Raw genomic sequence first — 25,037 nt, 5'->3', positions numbered from 1 at the left:
CGCGGTGTGCTCACTATTTGCCACTGAGGACGCGGCTCGCGACGTTGATGTATTTCCGTCCGGCTTCGGAGGCTTCGACGAGTGCCTTTTCCATGTTGTTCTCGCCGCGTACGCCGGCAAGCTTGATCAGCATCGGCAGATTCATGCCGGCGATGACTTCCGTGTGGCCACTGCTCATAACGGATATTGCCAGGTTGGAGGGGGTACCACCGAACATGTCAGTCAGGATGACGACTCCATGGCCGTCATCGGCACGGGACACTGCTTCCAGGATATCTTGTCGCCTCTGGTCCATGTCGTCTTCGGGACCGATACAGACCGTTTCGATGAATTTCTGAGGACCGACGACGTGTTCGACCGCATGACGAAACTCTTCAGCCAGCTTGCCATGAGTGACAAGCACAAGTCCGATCATGATACTACTGCTCCTAATGGCATATGCAAACGGTGGGCCCAATATCGCAATGCAGCAATCGCGTCCACCGTGGGGGCACATCTTGGCGATGAAAAGCCGAAGCGCAAGACAAAAATACGACTTTATAGGCCGGATTTGCCGATTCCGCAGGCATTACTCTCCTATATCGGGCGCTTTTGCCATCAATACCGCCAGCGGCAAGGGAGTATTAGCCAGCAACCGAATGACTGGCAGATCTATGCCGTCGGCAATAGTCGTCCGCTCACCTACAGGCGGCAACCGTTTTTCTCCGGACACGCTTCCTGGAAGAACAGCATAGTGCATCACCGCGCTTTCCGTGTGCGGCAGTCGGACGATGCCGGTGCCGCGCAATTCGATCAAACCGGCAATCGTGGCAGGGCACGTCGCAATCACCGTTCCATCCTGTTTTGAGATCAGCACTTGGTCGTCGGCAACGAGTATCGCCGACATGCCCATGCGCTGCGCTTCGTTGATGCAAGCAAAGGCGAGCATCGACTTTCCCCATCCCGAAGGGCCCATGAAAAGAAGACCGGTGCTGCCGACGACGATAGCGGTTGCGTGGATGTTCGAAGGGGTGTCCGTCATGCGGTGGTATTGGCGGGAAGGGCGAGGATGAAGCGCGCTCCGAGCAGCTTTTCGCTCTCGGGATCGATAATGTTCTCCGCGCGCAGCGAACCGCCATGTGCCTCGGCGATCTGGCGGCTGATTGACAGGCCGAGGCCAGAATTCTGCCCGAAGCCCTCAGATTCCGGCCTATCGGTATAGAAGCGCTCGAAAATACGATCGATGTTTTCGGCCTGAATGCCCGGCCCGTTATCCTCGACGTAAACGATGCAGCGAGAGCGCGTTCTGACCAGCCGCACGGTAATCCTGCCGTCATGCTCCGGCACGAAGGAGCGCGCGTTCTCAATCAGGTTGGTAACGATCTGGCCGATGCGCAGGTCGTGGCCGTTCACCACGAAGCGCGTCCTGACGCCCGGCTTGCGCTCGATGGCGAACTCAATCTGCACTTCTTTCTTGCGACTGCGAATTTGCCGAGACACGTCGATGAGGTCGCGAAGCAGGATTTCCAGATCGACCGAACCTGCATCGACCCGCGCCAACTCGGCATCGAGACGGGAGGCGTCGGAAATATCGCTGATCAGGCGGTCGAGGCGGCGAACGTCATGTTGGATGACGTCAAGCAGCCGTTTCTTGGAATCGTCCGTTTTGGCGAGTGGGAGTGTCTCGACGGCGCTGCGGAGCGACGTCAGCGGGTTTTTCAGTTCGTGGCTGACGTCGGCCGCAAAGCTTTCGATCGCGTCGATACGGTCGTAGAGAGCTGTTGTCATCTCGCGCAGCGCAATTGAGAGGTTGCCGATCTCGTCCTGACGTGCGGAAAAGTCCGGAATTTCCTCGCGTTCCTTTGCGCCGCGGCGAACACGGATGGCGGCGGCGGATAGACGCCGCAGTGGGTTGGCGATTGTCGAGGAGAGAACAAGAGACAGCAGAACGTTGACAAGCGTCGCGACCCCGAACACGCGCATGATGCCGAGGCGCTCGGCGTGGACGATATTGTCGATATCGCCTGCTTGCGTGGACAACAGCAGCACACCGAGAACAGCGCGGAAGCGCTGGATCGGAACGGCGACCGAAACGATCAGCTCGCCTTTCTCCGTGGTGCGAACCACGGCGCCGCGCACGCCGGTCAGCGCGTTCATCACCTCGGGATAGATGGAGCCATCACCGCCCGGCGCTTCCTTGTACAGCGGCAGGTTTCCAGGCTGCAGAACCTTGTTGAAGATCGTCGTGAACCACTGGCTCCAGGTCTGCTCCTCGTCATCCACCGGCGGCAGATCAAAACGCAGGACCTGGCCGCGCGAATAGAGGTGGCGAGAGTCGAGCAGCAGGTTGGCGTCGGCATCGAAAATGCGCGCACGGGTTCTCGTCGGTGAAATCAAGCGGCGCAAGACCGGCGCGACCTTTTCCGGGTCGATCGGGAACTCGAGGTCCTCGTCGTTCGGCACCGGGGTAATGCTCTGGCCAGCCTGCAGTTCGAGCAGCTTTTCCGGGTCGATCGTGATCGAGTTCGTGTCGACCGAAGCGGAAGCCGAGACGGCGCCCGCGATGATTTCGCCCTGCGTCAGAAGGCTTTCGACGCGGGCGTCGATCAGCCCTTCGCGGAACTGATTGAGGTAGAGAATGCCGCCGACCAGGACGACAAGCGCCGCGAGATTGAAGAAGAGGATGCGGCGTGTCAGGCTGGAAAAGACGGCATTGCCGAAGATGCGGCGGATGATCGTGAAGGGATGTGACCAGCGTCGTCCCCTGACGCGGCGACTGCTTACGCCTTCCGCCTCATCCAGATCCCTTTCCTGCACCAACTGTGCCAACGACAGGCCCTTTCGGAGAGCGGGCCGCTTTCGCGATCACCAGCTCTCGACAATTCTCAGATGCCGCGCCGCTTCGGCGTCAGGCTGCTTCGCGGAAGCGGTACCCCACTCCGTAGAGCGTTTCAATCATATCAAAGTCGGTATCGACCATCTTGAATTTCTTGCGGAGCCGCTTGATGTGGCTGTCGATGGTGCGATCGTCGACATAGACCTGCTCGTCATAAGCCGCATCCATCAATGCGTCACGGCTTTTGACGACGCCCGGACGCTGGGCCAGCGAATGCAGAATGAGGAATTCGGTCACCGTCAGCGTCACCGGCTCACCTTTCCATGTGCAGGTGTGGCGTTCCTGGTCCATAACCAGTTGGCCGCGCTCCAGCGAGCGGGCAAGCTGCTGTGCGGTGCCCGGTTTTGGAGCAGCACCGCCGGCCGCGGCGGCAGCCTCGCGGCTCGATGCGCGGCGCAGGACGGCGCGCACACGCTCGACCAGAAGACGCTGCGAGAACGGCTTGGTAATAAAGTCGTCGGCGCCCATCTTCAGGCCAAACAGCTCATCGATTTCCTCATCCTTGGAGGTGAGGAAGATAACCGGCATGTCGGATTTCTGTCGCAGGCGGCGCAGGAGTTCCATGCCGTCCATGCGAGGCATCTTGATGTCGAAGATGGCAAGATGCGGCGGGCGGGCGAGGAGACCGTCGAGGGCGGAGGCGCCATCGGTATAGGTCTCGACCTTGTATCCTTCGGCCTCGAGTGCGATCGATACCGAGGTGAGGATATTGCGGTCGTCGTCAACGAGCGCGATTGTCGGCATGGTATTCGTCTCCGTCATCTATGCGCGTCTCCAGGTATTTAGAAGGTCCCCAGGCGGCCTTTGTGAACCGGATGCGCTTATGGGGATAAAGGTGGAACAAATTGTGGCAAAGATAAAGGGTGAGATTGCTGTAAAGTTTTGAAGGCAACCAAAAGTGGTGTCGCCATTTAATCCAGCCATTTCTGATTCAAACGATTTAAAATATCACAGGAAAATTTAAATCGATTAATAGTTTGATATTACTACGTTTTATTGATTTTCTGCTATTGCGTTTTAAAAAAGCCGCCCGTACGGTCAGCCTCAGTTCTTAACGGCACGAGCCTCAAGGGAAGGGAAAGACCATGGAGCTGTTCGGAGTCCACAACCCGGCGATAGAGCTGGCGACGATCGGTTTGGGGAGTGCAAACAGCGCTCGCTATAACTTTACGGCCGCCTCCCTCTATGAAGAATCGATTCGCCGGGGTGAGGCTGAACTCACCGCGCATGGTGCGTTGCGCGCGTTGACGGGTCAGCACACCGGCCGCTCGCCGAGGGACAAGTTCGTCGTTCGTGATGCCAACACCGACGGTCAGATCTGGTGGGACAACAACAAGCCGATGTCGCCGGAGAACTTCGCGCTCCTGAAGCAGGACATGCTCGCGCACGCCGCCGGCAAGGATCTGTTCGTTCAGGATCTCATCGGCGGTGCCGATGAGAAGAATGCGCTGCCGACGCGTGTCGTCACCGAGTTGGCCTGGCATTCGCTGTTCATTCGTAACCTGCTGATCCGCCCGGAGCGCTCGACCCTCAAATCTTTCGCTCCGAAGCTGACGATCATCAACCTGCCGACCTTCAAGGCCGACCCCGAGCGCTATGGCTGCCGCACGGAAACCGTCATCGCTTGCGACCTGACGAATGGCGAAGTGCTGATCGCCGGCACCTTCTATGCCGGCGAGATGAAGAAGTCGGTTTTCACCGTGCTGAACTATCTGCTCCCGGCAAGGGGGGTGATGCCGATGCACTGCTCGGCCAATGTTGGCCCGGCTGACGATGCCGCGGTCTTCTTCGGCCTCTCGGGCACCGGCAAGACGACGCTCTCGGCCGATCCAGCTCGCACGCTGATCGGTGACGACGAGCATGGCTGGGGCGAGGACGGCATCTTCAATTTCGAGGGTGGCTGCTACGCCAAGACCATCCGTCTGTCGGCGGAAGCGGAACCGGAAATCTATGCAACGACGCAGCGTTTCGGCACCGTTCTCGAGAACGTCGTTCTGAACGATCAGCGCGAACCTGATTTCAACGATGGCTCGCTGACGGAAAACACGCGCTGTGCCTACCCGCTGGATTTCATTCCGAACGCCTCGAAGACAGGTCTTGCCGGTCACCCGAAGACGATCATCATGCTGACTGCCGATGCCTTCGGCGTCATGCCGCCGATCGCCAAATTGACGCCAGATCAGGCCATGTACCACTTCCTGTCGGGCTACACCGCCAAGGTGGCCGGCACCGAGCGGGGCGTGACCGAGCCGGAAGCGACCTTCTCGACCTGCTTCGGTGCGCCGTTCATGCCACGCCATCCGTCGGAATACGGCAATCTCCTGAAGGATCTCATCGGCCGCCACGGGGTCGAATGCTGGCTGGTCAACACCGGCTGGACCGGCGGCGCTTACGGCACCGGAAAGCGCATGCCGATCAAGGCAACGCGCACGCTGCTTGGCGCAGCGCTCTCGGGCGAACTCGGCAAGGCGGACTTCCGCGTTGATCCGAATTTCGGCTTCGCGGTTCCCGTCGCGGTGCCGGGCGTCGAGACTGCCATCCTCGATCCGCGTTCCACGTGGCAGGATCCGATCGCCTATGACGCACAGGCCGGCAAGCTCGTGACGATGTTCATCGAGAACTTCGCCAAGTTCGAAGGCCACGTCGATGGCGGGGTGCGCGATGCGGCCCCGGGGTTTCGCGCCGCGGCTGAATGACGCGCCAAAACATTGATGATTCACGTGAAACCCGGCGGCGTTCGCCGGGTTTCTTTGTCTGTTCCCAAGCGCCGGCCGATGTGAGATAGAAATCGCATGGCCAGCGACCCGCTTTATATCAACGATCGAATCACCATCGCCGGATGGGAGTTGACGGAGCAGTTCGTCCTGGCGGGTGGCCCCGGCGGACAGAACGTCAACAAGGTCTCGACATCAGTCCAGCTGTTCTTCAACATTCCCAACTCACCCTCCCTGAATGAGCGCGTGAAGGTGAATGCCGTGAAGCTTGCTGGCAAGCGCCTGTCGAAAGAAGGTGTGCTGATGATCGAGGCAAGCCGCTTCCGAAGCCAGGATCGCAACCGCGAAGACGCGCGTGAGCGGCTGAAGGAGCTGATTCTCGAGGCGGCAAAACCGCCGCCGCCGCCCCGTAAGAAAACCAAGCCGACAAAAGGATCGATCGAACGCCGGCTGAAGGAGAAGTCGGGCCGCGCCGAGGTGAAGAAGATGCGTGGGCGCCCGCTCGGAGATTGATATGCTGAAGCTGCCGAACGGCGTCAGTCACCTTCCGGACTGCCTGGACCGACCGCGGCAGCAGGGATTGGTCGATATCATCCGGTCGATCGTGGCGGACGCACCGCTTTTCGTGCCCGTCATGCCCGGTACCGGCAAGCCGATGTCGGTGCGTATGACGAATTGTGGGCCGCTCGGCTGGGTCACGGACAAGGAGCGCGGCTATCGCTACCAGTCAACTCATCCCGTTACGGGCAAGCCCTGGCCGGATATGCCCACGGAGTTGCTGGAAATCTGGAACGACGTCTCCGGCTGCGACAAGCCTCCGCAGGCCTGCCTCATCAACTTCTATTCCGACGAGGCGCGCATGGGCCTGCATCAGGACAAGGACGAACAGGATCTCGCAGCACCGGTGGTGTCGATATCGCTCGGTAATAGCTGCCTCTTTCGCGTCGGTGGTCTAGCGCGCAACGACCGTACCCTTTCCTTCAAACTTTCAAGCGGCGATGTCGTGGTCTTGGGCGCGGAAGGGCGCCTTTGTTTCCACGGTGTCGACAAGGTCTATCCATCGACATCGACGCTGCTGAAAAACGGTGGCCGGATTAATCTCACACTTCGCCGGGTAACGCCTTAGAGTTTCCTCAGGGCCACCTGTTCGATCAGGTGATTGTTGCCCTTGCGCAGGATCAGGTCGGCGCGCGGACGCGTCGGCAGGATGTTTTCCCGCAGGTTCTTCAGGTTGATGTTTTCCCAGAGGCCTTCGGCGATCGTCAGCGCCTCCTTCTCGCTGATCGAAGCATAGCGATGGAAGAAGGAGTGGGGATCGCGAAACGCCGTTTCACGCAGCCGCATGAAGCGCGTCACGTACCAGTCGTGAATCCGGCTTTCGTCCGCATCGATGTAGATGGAAAAGTCGAAGAAGTCGGAGACCATGGGCACGATCTTGCCGCCGGCCGGCAGGTCGCGCGATTGCAGGACGTTGATGCCCTCGAAGATCAGGATGTCCGGCCGGTCGACGATCTTGTATTCGTTCGGAAGGACGTCATAGACCAGATGCGAATAGGATGGCGCTTTGACGTTCGGCTGTCCGGCCTTGATCGCGGCCAGGAAGCGCAAGATCGCGCCGGTATCATAGCTCTCGGGAAAGCCCTTGCGCTGCATCAGGTTTTCACGCTGCAGCACGGCGTTCGGGTGCAGGAAGCCGTCGGTGGTCACGAGATCCACCTTCGGGCTGGATGGCCAGCGCGTCAGCAGTTCCTTCAGGATACGGGCAGTTGTCGATTTGCCGACGGCCACCGAACCCGCGATGCCGATCACGAACGGCGTCTTCGCGACGTCAGAGAGACTGAGGAAGCGGTTGCGCTGCTCGAAAAGCAACTGCGACGATTCCACATGGGCAGAGAGAAGGCGCGAAAGCGACAGATAGATCCGCCGCACTTCATCAAGGTCGATCGGGTCGCCCATGGAGCGCAGCCGCTTGACCTCGTCCCCTTTCAGGGTCAGCGGCGTATCCGCACGGAAGCGCGCCCATTCCTCGGAGGAAAAGAAGTGGTAGGGCGAATAGGCATTCGCCTGAAAATGATCGAGCGTCTCGGGCGCTCCGATGAGCTGTCTAGCGATACTCATGAACTTTGCCGGCTCGCCTTTTCCTTCAGGCCGGATTGAGCGGTACGGCGCTCAAGCTCCGCCATGACAGTTTGCAACGGAATGCCCGCCACCTTCAATACGACCAATAGGTGATAGAGCAGGTCGGCGGCTTCATAGGTGAGGTTCTCGCGGTCATCGGCGATCGCCGCCATCACGGCCTCGATTGCCTCCTCGCCGAGTTTCTTGGCAGCTTTCGCCTGACCGGCGGAAACAAGCTTTGCCGTCCAGGATTCCTCCGGCGAGGCCTTGGATCGTGCATCGACAATCTTTTCCAGGTCGGCGAGGGTAAATTCACTCATGATTCCGCTTTCCACTCAGTCCAGACGCATGTCGATGCCGCAGGACGACATATAGCGCTTCGCTTCGCCGACGGAATAGGTGCCGAAGTGGAAGATCGATGCGGCCAGAACGGCGTTGGCATGTCCTTGCTTGACGCCCGCCACGAGATCGTCGAGGTCGCCGACGCCGCCCGAGGCGATAACCGGCACCCGAACCGAATCCGCAATGGCCCGCGTCAGCTCGAGATCGTAGCCGACCTTCGTTCCGTCGCGGTCCATCGAGGTAACAAGCAGTTCACCGGCCCCACGCTCGACCATTTTCCGAGCGAAATCCACGGCGTCGATGCCGGTCGCATTGCGGCCGCCATGCGTATAGATCTCCCAGGCGCAGACATCGCCTTGCGCCGGCGTAGTCCGTCGCTTTGCATCAATCGAAACGACGATGCACTGGTCGCCGAACTTATCCGCCGCTTCCGCAACGAAATCCGGATTGTTGACGGCGGCCGAATTGATCGAAACCTTGTCCGCGCCGCAAAGCAGCAGCTTGCGAATGTCAGCGATGGTGCGAACGCCGCCGCCGACGGTGACAGGCATGAAGCACTGCTCGGCGGTACGAGCCACGACGTCGAAGATCGTTTCGCGATTGTCCGAAGAAGCGGTGATGTCGAGGAAGCAGAGCTCGTCGGCGCCGGCAGCATCATAAGCCTTGGCGGCCTCGACCGGATCTCCGGCATCTACCAGATTGACGAAGTTGACACCCTTGACGACGCGGCCGTCCTTGACGTCGAGGCACGGAATGACACGGGCCTTCAGGGTCATTGAGCAATCTCCTTTGCGCGTGCGGTCGAAATCAGCGCCAGCGCCTCGTTCGGATCGATACGTCCATCATACAGCGCGCGGCCGGAGATCGCACCTTCGAGCTTGCGTGCGTCGGGCTCGAGCATCCGCTTCACGTCCTCGATCGAAGCGAGGCCGCCGGACGCGATCACCGGGATCGATACGGCTTCGGCAAGTTCGAGCGTCGACGCCCAATTGATGCCGGCGAGGATGCCATCGCGATCGATGTCGGTATAAATGATCGCGGCAACGCCGGCACCTTCGAATTTCTTCGCCAGCTCGATGACGCCGAGCTCGGATGCTTCGGCCCAACCCTCAACGGCAACTTTGCCGCGCTTGGCATCGATGCCGACGGCAACGCGGCCGGGAAACTTCTTGCAGGCTTCGATCACCAGTGCCGGATCGCGAACGGCGATGGTGCCGAGAATGACGCGGGCGAGGCCACGCGACAGCCAGTTCTCGATATGGTCGAGCGTGCGGATGCCACCGCCGAGCTGGACGGGGTTCTTCGTTGCCTTCAGGATCGCATCGACTGCCGCGCCATTGACGCTTTCACCGGCAAAAGCGCCATTCAAATCAACGACATGCAGCCACTCGAATCCCTGATCTTCAAACGCCTTCGCCTGGGCACCAGGGTCGGGATTATAGACGGTCGCTTGGTCCATATCGCCGAGTTTGAGGCGAACGCACTGACCGTCTTTGAGGTCGATTGCAGGAAATAGGATCATTCTGTCTGTCCTTGCAGTGCGCGAGCCTTAAGGCTTCCAGCGCAGGAAATTGGCAATCAGGGCGAGGCCGAGCTTCTGGCTCTTTTCGGGATGGAACTGGGCTCCCGCTAGGTTGTCGCGGCCGACGAAAGCAGTGATCGGTCCGCCGTAATCGGCCGTCGCAATTACGTCGCCGGGGTTCTTCGCCGCCAGATGATACGAATGCACAAAATAGGCATGCAGCCCATCCGGCCCGGTCGGAATGGTGTCGAACAGCGGGTGAGGGGATTTCAGATCCAGCGTATTCCAGCCGATTTGCGGAATCTTCAGATTGGCGTCCGCAGGCGTCATTTCAACGACGTCACCGGGAATCCAGTTGAAACCATCAGTGACAGTCTTCTCGAGACCGCGCGACGACATCAGCTGCATGCCGACACAAATGCCAAGAAACGGCCGGGCCTTCTTCTCGACCGCATCGATCAGTGCTTCCGACATACCGGAAACGGCATCGAGCCCGCGCCGGCAGTCGGCATAGGCGCCGACACCCGGCAGCACCACGCGATCGGCGGCCGCTACGGCCTCGGCCCTGTCGGTCAGATCGATCACAGCATCGATGCCAGCTTCCCGCGCGGCTCGTTCGAAGGCCTTTGTCGCCGAACGCAGATTGCCGGAACCGTAATCTATAATTGCGACGCGCATCAGCGTCCTCCATCAAAACCAAAGAGACCGAGCGAGGTGGCGTTGCCGTGTCGCGGGGCATGGGATGTGGGATCCCATTGCGGCGAGGGCGCCGCGCGGCTGTCGCCGGTGTCGGTCGGAACATTCGAAAAGTAGATCTCTTCCGCGGTCCGCAGCGAGTCGGCCGAAACCAGGTCGGCTTCGTTCCAGCCCTTCGCGACCAGATTGCGTACACGAAGGTTCTGGCCCTCGAGCGCGACCAGCAGACTGGTGCCGAAGGTGATGGCGACGCCGACTGGCCAGAGGTCTGCGCGGTCTGCCAGAGCACCGCCGAAGCTCTGCAGGAGAAATGCCGCGATGGCGTAAAGCCAGAGCCGGTGGAAGGCCAGCCATATCCAAGGGAAGAGAAACCCGAGCACGGTGAACCCGTCGCGGATGAAGCGCGTCTTCTCGTGGTTGGTGTCCGTTCCGCCGGGCGCGGTCAGCACCAGGTAGCTGGAAGTCATATCGTCAAGCTCCCTCGGGGGGCTCAGACGAGCGTGCCCTTCGTCGAGGGAACACGGCCCGCCTGCCTCGGATCTATCTCTGTCGCCGTACGCAGCGCGCGGGCAACGGCCTTGAAGCATGTCTCCGCAATATGGTGGTTGTTGGCACCATAATGGTTGAGAATATGCAAGGTGATGCCGGCGTTCTGGGCAAGCGCCTGGAAGAATTCGCGAACGAGCTCGGTGTCGAATGTGCCGATCTTCGGCGCGCTGAAGGCGACGTTCCAGACGAGGAAGGGACGACCGGAAAGGTCTACGGCTGCCTTCGTCATCGTCTCGTCCATGGCGAGATCGATCGATGCGTAGCGCGTGATACCGCGGCGGTCGCCGAGTGCCTTGGCAATCGCCTGGCCGATCGCGATGCCGGTGTCTTCGACCGTGTGATGATCGTCGATATGCAGATCACCCTCGGTCTCGATCTCCATGTCGATGAGCGAATGTCGTGACAATTGGTCGAGCATATGGTCGAAGAAGCCGACGCCAGTCGAAATCTTCGACTTTCCGGTGCCGTCGAGATTGACGGAAACGGAAACCGAAGTCTCGTTCGTCTTGCGGGACACGGTGCCCGTGCGGCTTGCTGCGGTCTCGGCCATATGGCTGCTCCATCGGGAAATACGGGCGTTCCTTATCAGGCAAGCCGCTAAATATCCAGAACCGCGGAGCCAGAAAACGACGCCATTTGCAATCGGCATTCACGCACTTACATAGGGCTCGACAGGGCCGGTGTTCGGCCCGACGTAGCGAGCCCGGGCAGACGGGCAAAGGTGTATTGATGACAACGATTATTACAGTCCGAAAGGGCGGCAAGGTCATCATGGCCGGCGACGGCCAGGTGAGCCTCGGCCAGACCGTGATGAAAGGCAATGCCCGCAAGGTGCGGCGCATTGGCAAGGGCGAAGTCATTGCCGGTTTCGCGGGCGCCACCGCGGACGCCTTCACGCTTCTCGAGCGGCTTGAAAAGAAGCTCGAGCAATATCCGGGCCAGCTGATGCGCGCGGCCGTCGAGCTCGCCAAGGATTGGCGCACGGACAAGTACCTCCGCAATCTCGAAGCCATGATGCTCGTCGCCGACAAGCAGGTGACGCTGGCGATCACGGGCAACGGTGACGTTCTTGAGCCGGAGCATGGTGCCATGGCGATCGGTTCGGGCGGCAATTTTGCGCTCGCTGCAGCTCGCGCCCTGATGGACACGGACAAGTCAGCGGAAGAGGTGGCGCGTCGCGCCCTCGATATTGCCGCCGATATTTGCGTCTACACGAACCATAGTGTGGTGGTGGAAACCCTGGATGCTGAAAGCTGAGCACGCCCCGAATTACCGTTTCCGCGACATCAGCCATGAGGATTTTGGCCTCGTGGCAAAATGGCTGGCAGAGCCGCATGTTGCGAAATGGTGGGGCGCGCCCGAGACAGAGCTTGCGTCGATCGAAGAGGCGATGGAGAGCGTCGAGACAAGGCCGATGATCGTGGAAATGGATGGGCAGCCGATAGGCTACCTGCAAAGCTATGATCCTCATCTGGAAGACGGTCATCCCTATCAGGATCAGCCGAAGGGGACGCTGGGCGTCGATATTTCGATCGGAGTTCCCGAGCTGACGGGCAAGGGTCATGGTACGGCCATCATCCGCCAGTTGGCGGCTGAGCTCTTTGCGAGCGGCGCCAGGCGCATCGTGATCGATCCGGATCCCGAAAACCGTCAGGCGATCAGGGCCTACGAAAAAGCAGGCTTCCACTACGTCGATACAAGAACTTCCATTTACGGTCCGGCGCATTTCATGGCGTTGGACGCACCCGGAGTAACGGACACATGACCACTTTTTCCCCTCGCGAGATCGTTTCCGAGCTCGATCGCTATATTATCGGCCAGCATGAGGCCAAGCGCGCGGTGGCAATCGCGTTGCGCAATCGTTGGCGCCGCCATCAGCTCGATCCAGATCTGCGCGACGAAGTCATGCCCAAGAACATCCTGATGATCGGTCCGACTGGTGTCGGCAAGACGGAAATCTCCCGCCGTCTCGCCAAACTGGCGGGTGCGCCCTTCATCAAGGTCGAAGCGACTAAGTTCACCGAAGTCGGCTATGTCGGCCGCGACGTCGAGCAGATCATCCGCGACCTCGTCGAGGTCGGCATCGGGCTCGCCCGCGAGAAGAAGCGCAGCGAAGTTGAGGCCAAGGCGCATATGAGTGCGGAAGAGCGCGTTCTCGATGCGCTCGTCGGTGCCACGGCCTCGCCGGCGACGCGCGACAGCTTCCGCAAGAAGCTGCGCAGCGGCGAGCTTGACGACAAGGAGATCGATATCGAAATCGCCGATACCGCCACCGGTATGGGTGGCTTCGACATTCCCGGCATGCCTGGCGCCAACATTGGCGTGCTCAACCTTTCCGAAATGTTCGGTAGGGCGATGGGCGGCCGCACCAAGAAGGTCCGCACGACGGTCAAGGCGTCCTATACGGATCTGATCCGTGACGAGTCCGACAAGCTGATCGACAACGAAGTCATCCAGCGCGACGCGGTCCGTGCGGTCGAGAATGACGGCATCGTCTTCCTCGACGAGATCGACAAGATCGCTGCTCGCGACGGCGGGATGGGTGCTGGCGTTTCGCGAGAAGGCGTGCAGCGCGACCTTCTTCCGCTGGTCGAAGGTACGACGGTGTCGACGAAGTACGGCCCAGTGAAGACGGACCACGTCCTTTTCATCGCCTCCGGCGCATTCCATGTCTCCAAGCCGTCCGATCTGTTGCCGGAATTGCAAGGTCGTCTGCCGATCCGCGTCGAGCTGCGCGCGCTCACCAAGGAAGACTTCCGCCGTATCCTGACGGAAACCGAGGCGAGCCTTATCCGCCAGTACAAGGCGCTGATGGAGACCGAGGGCCTCAGCCTCGAGTTCACGGATAACGGCATCGATGCCTTGGCCGATGTCGCTGTCCACCTGAACTCCTCGGTCGAAAACATCGGCGCACGCCGCCTCCAGACCGTCATGGAACGTGTTTTGGATGAAATCTCCTTCAACGCTCCGGATCGCGGCGGCTCGACCGTGGTGATCGATGCCGACTATGTCCGCAAGCACGTCGGCGACCTAGCGCAGAACACGGATCTGTCCCGGTTCATCCTGTGATGAACAAGCATCGGGTCATGTCTTTACTGATGTGATGCGGCGATTTTGACAGCTTGAACTCTCGACAGCGGGCCTTTTACTTTTTAGTGAAGGGCCCGTTTAGTTGTGGGCGCCAGCATCATTCGGCCAAGATTGTGGTCCAGTCAGCGCGTTTCGCGACAATGCCATGAACCGATGGGAACGCTGATAGTGCGACGCCTTCTGACAAGCCTCCTGATTGCTGCTGCCGTGCTGACCACGGCGCCCGCTTTTGCCATGCAAGTGGTACCGCCAGGCAATCGTCATGCAGAGCAACCGGATGTTCCAGGCGCCTCGGTTCGCCGCACCAAAGGCACGAAGACCTCGTTCGATCGCAAATACGAGAAGGTCCGTGACCTTCTGGCGTCGGATCACGAGCTGACGGGCAAGATCAAGAAGATTTCGGCCGCTTACGGCATCGACCCAATCCACGTGATCGGCGCGATTGTTGGCGAGCACACCTATAATGTCGACGCCTATGACCGCTTGCAGTCTTATTATGTGAAGGCCGCATCCTACGCCGGCGAGAGCTTCCGCTTTGCCTATAATGGCGAGGACGTGGACGACTTCATCAAGCGACCGCAGTTCGCCGAATGCAACGGCAAGGGCGATTCCTACACGCTTTGGAGCTGCCGCGAGGATATCTGGGAGAGCGATTTCCGCGGCAAGACGGTCGACGGCAAGAGCTTCCCGGACAACCGCTTCAGCGCCGTTTTCTTCCAGCCCTTCTACGCCGGTCAGACCTTCGGGCTTGGCCAGATCAACCCGCTGACGGCCCTCATGCTCTCGGACCTCGTCTCCAAGGTGTCGGGCTATGGGAAGCTGAACGAGAAAGATGCCGGTTCCGTCTACAAGGCGATCATGGAGCCTGATGTCTCGCTCGCTTTCGTTGCCGCCTCCATCCGTCGGTCGATCGACGACTACAAGCAGATCGCCGACATGGATATCTCCAGAAATCCAGGCCTGACCGCCACGCTCTACAATGTCGGCAATTCGCGCCAGCGCGCGGCCGCTCTTGCCGCCAAGAACCACGCTTCGGGCGAAACGGTCTGGCCTGAAGAGAACTATTACGGCTGGTTGGTCAATGATAAACTGGACGAGTTGGAGCGCCTGCTCTAGCTTTTGCCTTGCCGGAAGAGCTTAAAAATCTTCCGCGAAAGGCTGAATTCTCATGGACATGCGTCCGGATCCATTTGAGCCACCAGCGCCGCTGCCGCGAACAGTGCCGCCGGGCCGTCTTGAGATCATCCGCACGATCCTGCGCAACCCACTGGAGCTCTGGGGTGAGCCTTCCTATACGCTCCCGTGGATCCAGACGCGGTTCTTTCGTGAAAGAACCCTGATCGTCAACGATCCCGGCCTGATCCGCCATGTTCTCGTCGACAATGCCGCGAACTACCGTATGTCGGACATTCGCCAGCTTATCCTGCGTCCCATCCTGCGCGACGGACTGCTGACGGCGGAAGGGGATGTTTGGAAGCGCTCGCGCAAGGCGGTTGCACCAGTTTTCACGCCGCGCCATGCAAGCGGCTTTGCCGGGCAGATGCTGCGTCAGTCCGAGGACTATGCGAGGAAATACGAGGCGGCCGGCAGCGAGGGCAAGGTCTTCGAGATCGCCGCCGACATGACGGAGCTGACCTTCGCCATTCTCGCCGATACGCTGTTTTCGGGTGAGATCGTCACTTCCTCCGACAGCTTTGCCGATGACGTCAACGCCCTCTTGCACCGAATGGGGCGCGTCGATCCGATGGACTTGCTGCGCGCGCCGTCCTGGGTTCCACGCGTGACCCGCATCGGTGGCCAGAAGGTGCTCGACAAGTTCCGCAACATTGTGCGCCAGACCATGGACGCCCGGCTCGCGCGCATGCGGGCCGATCGAACTGCTGCGCCGGACGACTTCCTGACCCTCCTCCTTGAGCAGGCCGAAAGCGGCGGACTGACAAATGACGAAATCGAAGACAATATTCTCACCTTCATCGGTGCCGGTCATGAGACCACGGCACGCGCGCTCGCCTGGACCCTTTACTGCGTGGCGAATACGCCGCATTTCCGCGACGCGATGGAGGAAGAGATCGATCGCGTGCTGGCGCAGGACGTTGAGCCGGTGAGGTGGCTCGATCTGATGCCTTACACCCGCGCGGCGTTCGAAGAAGCGCTGCGGCTCTATCCGCCGGCACCGTCGATCAATCGCGCCGCCATTGCTGCCGATCGCTGGACCGACGCGAAAGGTGAAACGGTCGAGATCGAGTCCGGCGTCACCGTCCTCATCATGCCGTGGACACTACATCGCCACGAACTCTATTGGGACAAGCCGCGCGCCTACATGCCGGAGCGGTTCCTACCCGAGAATCGCGGCAAGATCGGTCGTTTCCAGTTCCTGCCGTTCGGCGCCGGCCCGCGCGTCTGTATCGGTGCAACCTTTGCCCTGCAGGAAGCCGTCATCGCTCTGGCGGTGCTCATGCATCGTTTCCGCTTCGATCTAACGGAGCAGACGAAGCCCTGGCCGGTGCAAAAGCTGACAACGCAGCCGCAAAACGGCCTGCCGATGCTCGTCACGCTGCGGTCTTTGCCTAGATCGGCATAAATCTTTCGAACTATTGCATAATTGACTATGAATGAAAGCCGGGCAAAGTGGCAGCATGCGAAAAAACTGCGTGGGTGCTAGGAGACATTGAATGAGCCGCATCGATAAAAACGGTCTTGCTGTTGAAGCTGTCCTTTATGAGTTTCTGGTCAAGGAAGCGCTGCCCGGGCTGAAGATCGATACCGACAAGTTCTTTGCCGATTTCTCGACCATCGTTCACGATCTGGCGCCGCGCAATCGGGAGCTGCTCGCAAAGCGCGATGCGCTCCAGCTTCGTATCGATGATTGGTACCGCCAGCACGGCGCGCCGACCGATATGGAAGCCTATCAGGCCTTCCTCCGAGACATTGGCTATATCCTGCCGGAGGGTTCCGACTTTCAGGTGACGACCACGAACGTCGATTCGGAAATCGCCTCGATCGCCGGACCGCAGCTTGTTGTCCCCGTTATGAATGCGCGCTACGCGCTGAATGCCGCCAACGCCCGCTGGGGCTCGCTCTACGATGCGCTCTATGGGACGGATGCGATTCCCGAGACCGACGGTGCCGAGAAGGGCAAGGGCTACAATCCGAAGCGCGGTGGGAAGGTCATTGCCTGGGTTCGCGATTTCCTCGACACCGCCGCTCCGCTCGACGGCTGGAGCTGGAAGGATGTTGCGACGTTTGCTGTCCGAGAGGGTGCTCTGGCCGTCACCTCAACCGATGGTGAGCATCTTTCACTGACCGATGCAGCGCACTTTGCCGGCTATCAAGGTGATGCCGCGACGCCGACTCACATCCTGCTGAAGAACAACGGCATCCATATCGACATCGTCATTGATGCCTCAACAGTGATCGGCAAGAGCGATCCGGCGCATATTTCCGACGTCTGGCTGGAATCAGCGATCACGACGATCATGGACTGCGAAGATTCGGTGGCGGCGGTCGATGCCGAAGACAAGGTCGTCGTCTATCGCAATTGGCTCGGCCTCATGAAGGGTGACCTTCAGGAAGAGGTATCGAAGGGCGGCTCGAGTTTCATTCGCAAACTCAATCCCGATCTACAGTACAGCGATCCGGCCGGCACGCCTTTCGAAGTGCATCGCCGCTCGCTGATGCTGGTGCGTAACGTCGGCCATCTCATGACGAATCCGGCTATCCTTGATCGCGACGGTAATGAAGTGCCGGAGGGCATCCTGGACGCGATGGTCACCGGCACGATTGCGCTCTACGACGTCGGCCCGAACGGCCGCCGCAAGAATTCCCGCACCGGCTCGGTCTACGTCGTCAAGCCGAAGATGCATGGCCCCGAGGAAGTCGCCTTCGCCGCCGAGATCTTCTCGCGCGTCGAGGACGCCCTCGGCATGGCTCGCAATACGATCAAGATGGGCATCATGGACGAGGAGCGTCGGACGACCATCAATCTCAAGGAATGCATCCGTGCCGCCCGCGAACGTGTGGTCTTCATCAACACCGGTTTCCTGGATCGCACCGGGGATGAAATCCACACCTCAATGGAAGCCGGCCCGATGATCCGCAAAGGTGACATGAAGCGGGCCGCCTGGATCGCTGCCTACGAAAACTGGAACGTCGATATCGGCCTCGAATGCGGCCTCTCTGGCCATGCGCAGATCGGCAAGGGCATGTGGGCCATGCCGGATCTGATGGCGGCGATGCTGGAGCAGAAAATCGCGCACCCGAAGGCAGGCGCCAACACCGCCTGGGTTCCGTCCCCGACGGCCGCGACGCTGCACGCGACGCACTATCACCGCGTCAGTGTCGCCCGTGTCCAGCATGGTCTCAAGGATCGTGCGCGCGCCAAGCTCTCCGATATTCTTTCGGTCCCCGTCGCGGTCCGTCCAAATTGGACGCCGGAGGAAATCCAGCGCGAACTCGACAACAATGCCCAAGGCATATTGGGTTACGTTGTCCGCTGGGTCGATCAGGGCGTCGGCTGCTCCAAGGTGCCTGACATCAATAATGTCGGCCTCATGGAGGACCGTGCGACGCTGCGTATTTCCGCCCAGCATATGGCCAACTGGCTGCACCACAAGGTCACGACCGAAGCGCAGATCGTCGAGACGATGAAGCGCATGGCCGCCGTCGTCGACCAGCAGAATGCCTCCGATCCAGCCTACGCGCCGATGGCTGCCGATTTCGACGGTTCGATTGCCTTCCAGGCGGCACTTGACCTTGTTTTAAAGGGCAGGGCGCAGCCGAACGGCTATACTGAGCCAGTCCTGCATCGCCGCCGCCTCGAGCTGAAGGCCAAGCAGGCGGCCTGACGAGGATAAATCAATACAAAAGGCCGCCGAAACAATGTCCCGGCGGCCTTTTTAATACCCTATTTCAGCGACAGCCTACTGGATAACGATGACCTTCGAGGTCGTCTTGCCAGGGCGTACGCGGCTGTAGAGGTCGATGACGTCCTGGTTCATCAGGCGAATGCAGCCGGAGGAAGCAGCGGTGCCGATCGAAGCCCATTCCGGTGTGCCGTGCAGGCGGAAGAGGGTATCCTGACCCTTTTCGTTGAAGAGGTACATGGCGCGCGCGCCAAGCGGGTTGCTGAGGCCCGGGCCCATGCCCTCCTCGACATACTTCGCGACTTCGGGCTTGCGCTCGGCCATTTCCTTCGGCGGGTGCCAAGTCGGCCATTCCTGCTTCCAGGCGACGTAGGCCGTGCCTTCCCATGCAAAGCCCTGCTTGCCGACGCCGATGCCGTAACGCATCGCCTTGCCGCCGGGCAGAATGTAGTAGAGGAAGCGCTCGCGCGTGTTGACGATGATCGTGCCCGGGCGTTCGGTGGTTTCGTAAGAGACGATCTGCCGGCGGAACTGCGGCTTAACCTTCTGGATCGGGATCGCCGGAAGCGAATATCCCGCATCCGTCGTCAGGCCGTAAGCGTCGTCGAAGATCTGCGCGGTCTGGACGGTCGGCCCCGGGGCGCTCTCGTCTTCGACGGAGGCGCTCTCGGTAGTCGAGGAGCAACCGGCCAGAGCGAGCGTCGCCATCAGGCCGAATACAGAAAATGCATTGCGGATGCGCATGGATGTCTCTTAAGAAATAGACTGGGAGGAACGGCTTTTGAACCATCTTTGAATATGGTTTATTTTCGATTAACTTTGCCTTTGCAAGCTGTTGCAGTGCGGCAAAACCAATACGCAGCGGCAAATTAGAAGCGCATGGTTTTTTTGCAACAACGCGCGCGCCGGACCGATGGTTATCCATGACGATTTTGAGTGTTTACAATAACAATCCGTTAATAGACGGCCGGCAGTCGGACAGAGCTATGCTCGTGCGCCGCGGGACTCAGATTTTACTTCATGAGATGCGTCACGCCGTCTTGCCCGAACTGTCGCTTGCAAGCGGGCGACGGGCAGATCTGATCACCATTTCGGAGAAAGGCGAGATCTGGATCATCGAGATCAAGACCTCGATCGAGGATTTTCGTGTCGACCGCAAGTGGCCGGACTATCGCCTGCATTGTGATCGGCTGTTCTTCGCGACACACAAGGATGTTCCGCTCGATATCTTCCCTGACGATTGCGGCCTGTTTCTCTCTGACGGTTACGGCGCGCATATGATCCGCGAAGCGCCGGAGCATCGCCTTGCGCCCGCCACACGCAAATCGGTCACCCTGAATTTCTCTCGCGCAGCTGCCCGGCGCCTGCTGCTGGCCGAGTGGGCAAACGGCAAGCCTTTCGAAGTCGACGATATCTAGAGTTATTTGGGCGCGCGCTTGGCAAGAATCCGCTGCAGCGTGCGGCGATGCATGTTGAGCCGCCGCGCCGTCTCCGAGACATTGCGCTCACACATCTCATAAACCCGCTGGATATGCTCCCAGCGTACCCGGTCGGCTGACATTGGGTTTTCCGGCAGCTCCGCCTTCTCGCCGGCCCGCTGCGTCAACGCGGCATACACGTCGTCGGCATCGGCAGGCTTTGCCAGGTAGTCGACGGCGCCGAGCTTCACCGCCGTGACGGCTGTCGCAATATTGCCGTAGCCGGTCAAAACGATGATCCGCGTGTCGTCCCGACGCTGCCGGATCGCCTCGATCACATCCAGCCCATTGCCGTCGCCAAGTCGTAGGTCGACGACAGCGTATTTCGGCGGATGGATCTTTGACTTGGCAACACCCTCGGCGACCGACTCGGCTGTCTCGACCTTAAAGCCGCGCGTCTCCATCGCGCGTGCCAGGCGGCGCAGAAACGGCCCGTCATCATCGACAATCAGCAGGCTGGCGTCCGGACCTATATGATCCGCATCTGCAAGGGAGGATTCGTGGTCAAGCTCGTTCATATTCGTCAATCCCGGCAACCGCCTGCCTGATATAAGTCAAGTATCCCGCTTTTCATTATGCCGATAGCGTCATTTTGTCGAATTTGCATCGATCAGCATGCGCGGCCATTCGACACGGACACGCGCTCCGGCCGTCTCCGGCATGCGGTTCTCGAACACCAGCGACGCGCCGGATCGCTCCAGAAGCGTCTTGGCGATGAAGAGGCCAAGTCCCAGCCCGCCGGCGCGGTCTTCCCGCTGTCTCTTTGTGACATAGGGTTCGCCAATCCGGGTCAGAATATCGGAAGAGTAGCCCTCGCCGTCGTCCTCGACCGTGATGAGGACTTTTCTAGCATCATGCTCGACCGTCACTGTGACCTTGGCGCGGGCGTAGTCGACGGCGTTCTCGATCAAATTGCCGAGCCCATACATGATACCGGCATTGCGATCGGTTACGGGCTCGCCCTTGCGCGGGCTCTTCTCGATCAGTTCGAGTTTGATGCCGAATTCCCTGTGTGGTGCCACGATCTCTTCCATCATGGATGAAAGCGGCAGCCGCCGAAGATGTGCCTCGCCTTCCGCGGAAAGTGTCGCCAGGCGCCGCAGGATATCGCGACACCGCTCACTCTGGCTGCGCAAGAGCTGCACATCCTCGCGAAAGCGATCGTCGTCTTTCAACTCTCGCTCCATCTCCTTGGCGACGACGCTGATAGTGGCGAGCGGCGTGCCAAGCTCGTGTGCTGCAGCGGCGGCAAGGCCGTCCAGCTGTGAAAGGTGTTTCTCCCGCTGCAGCACAAGTTCGGTTGCAGCCAAGGCGTCGGCCAGCTGGCTCGCCTCCATCGAGACGCGGTAGGCGTAGAAGGCGGCGAAGGCCATGGTCGATGCGATCGAGCACCAGACGCCGAACTGCATCACGGTATGGACATTGATCTCGACTCCGTCGAACCACGGCAAGGGAAAGGGCGAGAAGGCGAGGATGGTAATGCAGACCATCGCAACGAGAATGAGCACCGTGCTGAAGCGGATCGGCTGCGATGCGAAGGAAATGATGACAGGAACACAGACGAGGGCGGCGAAGGGATTGGCAAGGCCACCAGTGATGAAGAGCAGCGCGCAAAGCTGCAGAAGGTCGAAGCCGAGCAGCGCGAAGGCCGCGCCCGGGTAGAGCCGATGCGTCGGCGGATAGCGGATCATCAGGTAGAAATTGACCGCTGCCAGTGCTGCGATCAGCACCGCGCATGCGATAAGCGGAAGCGGAAACTTCAGCCAGAAGGCAACGATGAACACTGTCACGGCCTGGCCACCGACGGCAAGCCACCTCAATCGCACCAGTGTCTGCAGTCTCAGGCGTCTGCTGCTGTGCCTATCCTCTTCCGGCGAACTCTCGACATTATCGACCATGTGGCATCCCTTGCTTGCTAGGGCTCATGTACCACGCGGTTTCACCCTTGTCGTCGGCATGGCGTCCTCCGGCCGCTCAGGCCAGGGGTGCTTGGGATAGCGGCCGCGCATCTCGGTGCGCACGTCCTTCCACGAGCCGGCCCAGAAGCCGGGCAGATCGCGGGTTGTCTGGATCGGCCTGTGCGCCGGCGATGTCAGCTCAAGGAGCAGCGGCAGCCGTCCGCCGCCAATCGCCGGATGCTGCTTGAGGCCGAAGAGTTCCTGCACACGAATGGTCAGGGTCGGTTCTTCGCCGTCATATTGGATCGGATGCCGCTGGCCCGTTGGCGCTTCGAAATGCGTCGGCGCGAGGTTGGAAAGATCCCGCTGCAGTTCGTGCGGTATCAGCGCCATCAACCCAGTCGAAAGGCCCGATGAGGAAATGTCGGAAATCCCTCGAGCATCCATCTGATAGGGAACGAACCACTCGTCGAGCCGCGCAAGCAATGCTTCGTCGCTGAGATCAGGCCACGGATCACCGATGCTGCGGTGAAGAAAGCCGATGCGTTCGCGAAGCTGCATGGCCTCTTTGGAAAAGGGAAGCTGTTCCAACCCCAGCTCGCGCACGCCTTCTGCCAGCGCACGGCTGATGGCTTCGCCGGTAGGGCGGGGCAGCGGCGTCTCGTCGAAGACGATCGCGCCGAGCCGTGTCGCCCGTCTGGCTCTGACCTGCCGGCTTTGCCGGTCGAAGAAGGTCTGGTCATCGATCGAAATGGCATCGGGCAACTCTTCCTCGATGTCAGCGCGCAAAACCTCTGCTGCCGCCAAAATGCGCCCCTGCGCCGCGCGGCCTGTCAGGTCGGCGATGACGAGCATCTGGCTGCCGGCAAGTCGTTCGGTCTCCGGCAGTTCCGCGCCGCGTCCGTTCGCCATCAGGAACCGGCCTCTGCCACCGCGCTGCAGCGCGATGCGGTCAGGAAAGGCGTGCAGCAGCAGCCTTCCCGTCTGGCTGGGATCCGTTGCCTTGGCGACATCGAGACCCTTGGCCAGTCGAGCCGCCAATTGGCGCGCGCCTTCGGCGCGATCGCCGCGCTCCGACCGGAAGCGTCGCATCCGCTCTTCGAGGTCTATACTAGGGCCGCCGAGGCCTTGTTCGGTCAGCAGCACGGCAAGCGCCGCCGCATCCCTCGCATGCCCGATCTCGCCGGCAGAGATCACCATAGCGGCCAGACGCGGTGGCAACGCAAGGTCGCGCATCATCTTTCCGCGCGCAGTCAGTCCTCCGTCCTCGCCGAGTGCGCCGAGCTGTCGCAACAGCACGCGCGCTTCCGAAAGCGTCGTCTCCGGCGGCTGGTCGACAAAGGACAGCGACCGGGTATCCTGCACGCCCCAGTGGGCAAGGTCGAGAACCAAGCCGGAGAGATCGCTGGAGAGAATCTGCGGTGGCGTGAATGCCGGCAATGCGGCCGTCTGCCCCTGATGCCACAGACGGACAGCGATACCGGGCTCGGTACGCCCCGCACGCCCGGCGCGTTGGTCGGCTGAGGCGCGTGAAACGCGGACCGTTTCCAGCCGCGTGATACCGGTAGATGCCTCGAACACAGGAAGCCGCTGCAGGCCGCTATCGATCACGATCCGCACGCCGTCGATGGTGATCGACGTCTCGGCGATCGACGTGGCGAGCACGACCTTGCGCGTCCCGGGCTCGGCCGGTCGGATTGCCGCATCCTGTTCTTTCAGTGTCAGGTTGCCGTAGAGTGGTGCGATCAGTGTCTGCATCCCGAAGCGTCCTTCTAGCCGCGCGGCCGTCCGGGCGATCTCCGCCTGGCCGGGCAGAAAGGCGAGGATTGATCCGCTCTCGCTGGCGTGGGCGTCAATGATCGCGCGTGCCATTGCATCTTCTATGCGTTCGCCGCCCGGACGATCCTGATGGCGGATGTCGATCGGATAGCTTCGTCCCATGCTTTCGATCAGAGGCGGTTGATCGAGAAGCGCTGCGATGCGGGCAACATCAAGGGTTGCCGACATCACGAGCACGCGCAGGTCATCGCGTAAGGCGGATTGCACGTCGAGCGCCAGCGCCAGGCCGAAGTCGGCGTCCAGGGAGCGCTCGTGGAACTCGTCGAAAATGACGGTCGAGACGCCAACGAGCTCAGGATCGTCGAGGATCATGCGGGCGAACACGCCCTCGGTGACAACCTCTATCCGAGTTCTGGCGGATATTCTGGTGTCGAGGCGCATGCGATAGCCGACCGTCTCCCCGACGGTCTCGCCGAGCAGCGATGCCATGCGGCTTGCTGCTGCGCGTGCTGCGAGGCGCCGCGGCTCCAGGAGCACGATCTTCCCGTCGCCGCGCCATTCCTGGTTTAACAGGTAGAGCGGTACGAGTGTCGTCTTGCCGGCACCCGGTGGTGCCGAAAGCACTGCGCGGCCCCGCGTGCCGAGTGCTGCTCCAATGGCGGGAAGAACATGCGAAACCGGAAGGTCCGGCAGGGAGGTCGTGCGGTTCACGTGCGCGTCGTTGTCTCATAGGTGGGATGGTACAGTTGCTCATCGTCCAGGATAAGCATCTCGTCAGCCCTAGGGATATCTGAACGTGAAACTACCGGCACAGCCCCGTTACGTGCAAGTCATGCGGCCTTCTGGGCGCAGCGAGCTCAAGAATAGCGCAACTATACAGCCAGAGATAGAACCTCGAGCCCGTCGACACAGGCAGGAGTCGCTGCCATTGGTCGTGAAGCCAACCAAAAACACTCTTTCAGAAAATCCGTCAATCGAATCAATCTGTTACAAAAATGTCAAAAAACTTTGTTGGGTGGTGTTGACTTAGAAAAGGGGCAGGGTCTATAAGCCCGATCACTGACGAGGGCGGCGGCGCTGCTGGCGACGAAGTCCTTCGCTCTGAAGTTTCTTT

Annotated in this window: 25 protein-coding genes; 10 read left to right on the top strand and 15 right to left on the bottom strand. The window is 60.4% G+C overall.

The features are described from left to right. Positions 1 to 13: 13 nt before the first annotated feature. From FHT71_RS11840 to FHT71_RS11825, 4 genes are all read right to left on the bottom strand, one after another. The gene (locus FHT71_RS11840; RefSeq protein ID WP_007528763.1) at positions 14 to 415 is read right to left on the bottom strand and encodes a PTS sugar transporter subunit IIA; all 402 of its coding nucleotides are present in this window, start codon (positions 413 to 415) and stop codon (positions 14 to 16) included. Positions 416 to 568: 153 nt separating this feature from the next. Then, positions 569 to 1,021, bottom strand: a complete 453-nt coding sequence (locus FHT71_RS11835) for a serine/threonine protein kinase (protein ID WP_132592330.1) — start codon at positions 1,019 to 1,021, stop codon at positions 569 to 571. Beyond that, positions 1,018 to 2,781: a sensor histidine kinase gene (locus tag FHT71_RS11830; RefSeq protein WP_246717984.1), complete on the bottom strand. Its 1,764-nt coding sequence runs from the start codon at positions 2,779 to 2,781 to the stop codon at positions 1,018 to 1,020. Before FHT71_RS11830 ends, FHT71_RS11835 begins: the two co-directional genes overlap by 4 nt. 106 nt (positions 2,782 to 2,887) lie before the next feature. Beyond that, the gene (locus FHT71_RS11825; protein WP_193385410.1) at positions 2,888 to 3,619 is read right to left on the bottom strand and encodes a response regulator transcription factor; all 732 of its coding nucleotides are present in this window, start codon (positions 3,617 to 3,619) and stop codon (positions 2,888 to 2,890) included. A gap of 341 nt (positions 3,620 to 3,960) precedes the next feature. Between FHT71_RS11825 and FHT71_RS11820 the strand changes: the two genes are divergently transcribed. The 3 genes from FHT71_RS11820 to FHT71_RS11810 all read left to right on the top strand — a co-directional run bounded on the left by FHT71_RS11820 (position 3,961) and on the right by FHT71_RS11810 (position 6,715). After that, positions 3,961 to 5,571 carry a phosphoenolpyruvate carboxykinase gene (locus FHT71_RS11820; protein WP_183719733.1) on the top strand — a complete coding sequence of 537 codons (1,611 nt, stop codon included), beginning with the start codon at positions 3,961 to 3,963 and terminating at the stop codon, positions 5,569 to 5,571. 96 nt (positions 5,572 to 5,667) lie between these two features. After that, a complete protein-coding gene (gene arfB, locus FHT71_RS11815) occupies positions 5,668 to 6,102 on the top strand; it encodes an alternative ribosome rescue aminoacyl-tRNA hydrolase ArfB (protein ID WP_007798015.1) in 435 nt (144 codons plus the stop codon). A 1-nt stretch (position 6,103) separates the two neighbouring features. Next, complete coding sequence (locus FHT71_RS11810) at positions 6,104 to 6,715, top strand: alpha-ketoglutarate-dependent dioxygenase AlkB (RefSeq protein WP_132592324.1); 612 nt, start codon at positions 6,104 to 6,106, stop codon at positions 6,713 to 6,715. Here the strand turns inward: FHT71_RS11810 and coaA are convergent. From coaA to hisB, 7 genes are read right to left on the bottom strand one after another with little or no spacing between them, the layout of a single operon-like run. After that, positions 6,712 to 7,707, bottom strand: coding sequence for a type I pantothenate kinase (gene coaA, locus FHT71_RS11805; protein ID WP_007798008.1), 996 nt, complete (start codon positions 7,705 to 7,707; stop codon positions 6,712 to 6,714). The two genes, FHT71_RS11810 and coaA, sit on opposite strands and share 4 nt — an antisense overlap. Continuing rightward, the gene (locus FHT71_RS11800; RefSeq protein ID WP_132592322.1) at positions 7,704 to 8,027 is read right to left on the bottom strand and encodes a phosphoribosyl-ATP diphosphatase; all 324 of its coding nucleotides are present in this window, start codon (positions 8,025 to 8,027) and stop codon (positions 7,704 to 7,706) included. The genes coaA and FHT71_RS11800 overlap by 4 nt, the downstream gene beginning before the upstream one ends. A gap of 15 nt (positions 8,028 to 8,042) precedes the next feature. Continuing rightward, positions 8,043 to 8,825 (bottom strand): imidazole glycerol phosphate synthase subunit HisF, encoded by a 783-nt coding sequence (gene hisF, locus FHT71_RS11795; RefSeq protein WP_183719731.1) that lies wholly within the window; start codon positions 8,823 to 8,825, stop codon positions 8,043 to 8,045. Then, entirely contained in the window at positions 8,822 to 9,571 is a 750-nt protein-coding gene (gene hisA / locus FHT71_RS11790) for a 1-(5-phosphoribosyl)-5-[(5-phosphoribosylamino)methylideneamino]imidazole-4-carboxamide isomerase (protein WP_007797999.1), read from the bottom strand. The genes hisF and hisA overlap by 4 nt, the downstream gene beginning before the upstream one ends. A gap of 27 nt (positions 9,572 to 9,598) precedes the next feature. Further along, on the bottom strand, positions 9,599 to 10,249 hold the full coding sequence (gene hisH, locus FHT71_RS11785; protein ID WP_132592318.1) for an imidazole glycerol phosphate synthase subunit HisH: 651 nt from the start codon (positions 10,247 to 10,249) through the stop codon (positions 9,599 to 9,601). Then, a complete protein-coding gene (locus tag FHT71_RS11780) occupies positions 10,249 to 10,734 on the bottom strand; it encodes a DUF2628 domain-containing protein (RefSeq protein ID WP_132592316.1) in 486 nt (161 codons plus the stop codon). Before FHT71_RS11780 ends, hisH begins: the two co-directional genes overlap by 1 nt. Positions 10,735 to 10,757: 23 nt before the next feature. Then, on the bottom strand, positions 10,758 to 11,366 hold the full coding sequence (gene hisB, locus FHT71_RS11775; RefSeq protein WP_007797989.1) for an imidazoleglycerol-phosphate dehydratase HisB: 609 nt from the start codon (positions 11,364 to 11,366) through the stop codon (positions 10,758 to 10,760). A 179-nt stretch (positions 11,367 to 11,545) separates the two neighbouring features. On the opposite strand from hisB, the gene hslV reads away from it, so the two are divergent. The 6 genes from hslV to FHT71_RS11745 all read left to right on the top strand — a co-directional run bounded on the left by hslV (position 11,546) and on the right by FHT71_RS11745 (position 18,750). Further along, positions 11,546 to 12,073, top strand: a complete 528-nt coding sequence (gene hslV / locus FHT71_RS11770) for an ATP-dependent protease subunit HslV (protein ID WP_007797985.1) — start codon at positions 11,546 to 11,548, stop codon at positions 12,071 to 12,073. After that, positions 12,060 to 12,581 carry a GNAT family N-acetyltransferase gene (locus FHT71_RS11765; protein ID WP_007797982.1) on the top strand — a complete coding sequence of 174 codons (522 nt, stop codon included), beginning with the start codon at positions 12,060 to 12,062 and terminating at the stop codon, positions 12,579 to 12,581. Before hslV ends, FHT71_RS11765 begins: the two co-directional genes overlap by 14 nt. Further along, positions 12,578 to 13,885 (top strand): ATP-dependent protease ATPase subunit HslU, encoded by a 1,308-nt coding sequence (gene hslU, locus FHT71_RS11760; protein WP_132592314.1) that lies wholly within the window; start codon positions 12,578 to 12,580, stop codon positions 13,883 to 13,885. The genes FHT71_RS11765 and hslU overlap by 4 nt, the downstream gene beginning before the upstream one ends. Positions 13,886 to 14,074: 189 nt before the next feature. Further along, positions 14,075 to 15,022: a DUF1402 family protein gene (locus tag FHT71_RS11755; RefSeq protein WP_132592312.1), complete on the top strand. Its 948-nt coding sequence runs from the start codon at positions 14,075 to 14,077 to the stop codon at positions 15,020 to 15,022. A 52-nt stretch (positions 15,023 to 15,074) separates the two neighbouring features. Continuing rightward, complete coding sequence (locus FHT71_RS11750) at positions 15,075 to 16,487, top strand: cytochrome P450 (RefSeq protein WP_132592310.1); 1,413 nt, start codon at positions 15,075 to 15,077, stop codon at positions 16,485 to 16,487. Between the two features lie 91 nt (positions 16,488 to 16,578). Next, positions 16,579 to 18,750 (top strand): malate synthase G, encoded by a 2,172-nt coding sequence (locus FHT71_RS11745; protein WP_132592308.1) that lies wholly within the window; start codon positions 16,579 to 16,581, stop codon positions 18,748 to 18,750. 75 nt (positions 18,751 to 18,825) lie between these two features. On the opposite strand, the gene FHT71_RS11740 is transcribed toward FHT71_RS11745, so the two are convergent. Then, positions 18,826 to 19,512, bottom strand: a complete 687-nt coding sequence (locus FHT71_RS11740) for a L,D-transpeptidase (RefSeq protein WP_183719729.1) — start codon at positions 19,510 to 19,512, stop codon at positions 18,826 to 18,828. Positions 19,513 to 19,691: 179 nt separating this feature from the next. Here FHT71_RS11740 and FHT71_RS11735 point away from each other — a divergent pair, with 179 nt between their 5' ends. Continuing rightward, positions 19,692 to 20,186, top strand: coding sequence for an MmcB family DNA repair protein (locus FHT71_RS11735; protein ID WP_132592304.1), 495 nt, complete (start codon positions 19,692 to 19,694; stop codon positions 20,184 to 20,186). A gap of 2 nt (positions 20,187 to 20,188) precedes the next feature. Here the strand turns inward: FHT71_RS11735 and FHT71_RS11730 are convergent, their stop codons facing one another. From FHT71_RS11730 to hrpB, 3 genes are all read right to left on the bottom strand, one after another. Continuing rightward, positions 20,189 to 20,764 (bottom strand): ActR/PrrA/RegA family redox response regulator transcription factor, encoded by a 576-nt coding sequence (locus tag FHT71_RS11730; RefSeq protein ID WP_007797961.1) that lies wholly within the window; start codon positions 20,762 to 20,764, stop codon positions 20,189 to 20,191. A 69-nt stretch (positions 20,765 to 20,833) separates the two neighbouring features. After that, positions 20,834 to 22,144: an ActS/PrrB/RegB family redox-sensitive histidine kinase gene (locus tag FHT71_RS11725; RefSeq protein WP_007797957.1), complete on the bottom strand. Its 1,311-nt coding sequence runs from the start codon at positions 22,142 to 22,144 to the stop codon at positions 20,834 to 20,836. Between the two features lie 24 nt (positions 22,145 to 22,168). Further along, positions 22,169 to 24,634, bottom strand: a complete 2,466-nt coding sequence (gene hrpB, locus FHT71_RS11720) for an ATP-dependent helicase HrpB (RefSeq protein WP_183719727.1) — start codon at positions 24,632 to 24,634, stop codon at positions 22,169 to 22,171. Between the last annotated feature and the right edge of the window lie 403 nt (positions 24,635 to 25,037).

The sequence above is a fragment of the Rhizobium sp. BK060 genome, assembly GCF_014193145.1.
Taxonomy (GTDB): domain Bacteria; phylum Pseudomonadota; class Alphaproteobacteria; order Rhizobiales; family Rhizobiaceae; genus Rhizobium.
This window is presented reverse-complemented; position numbering and strand designations above follow the sequence as displayed.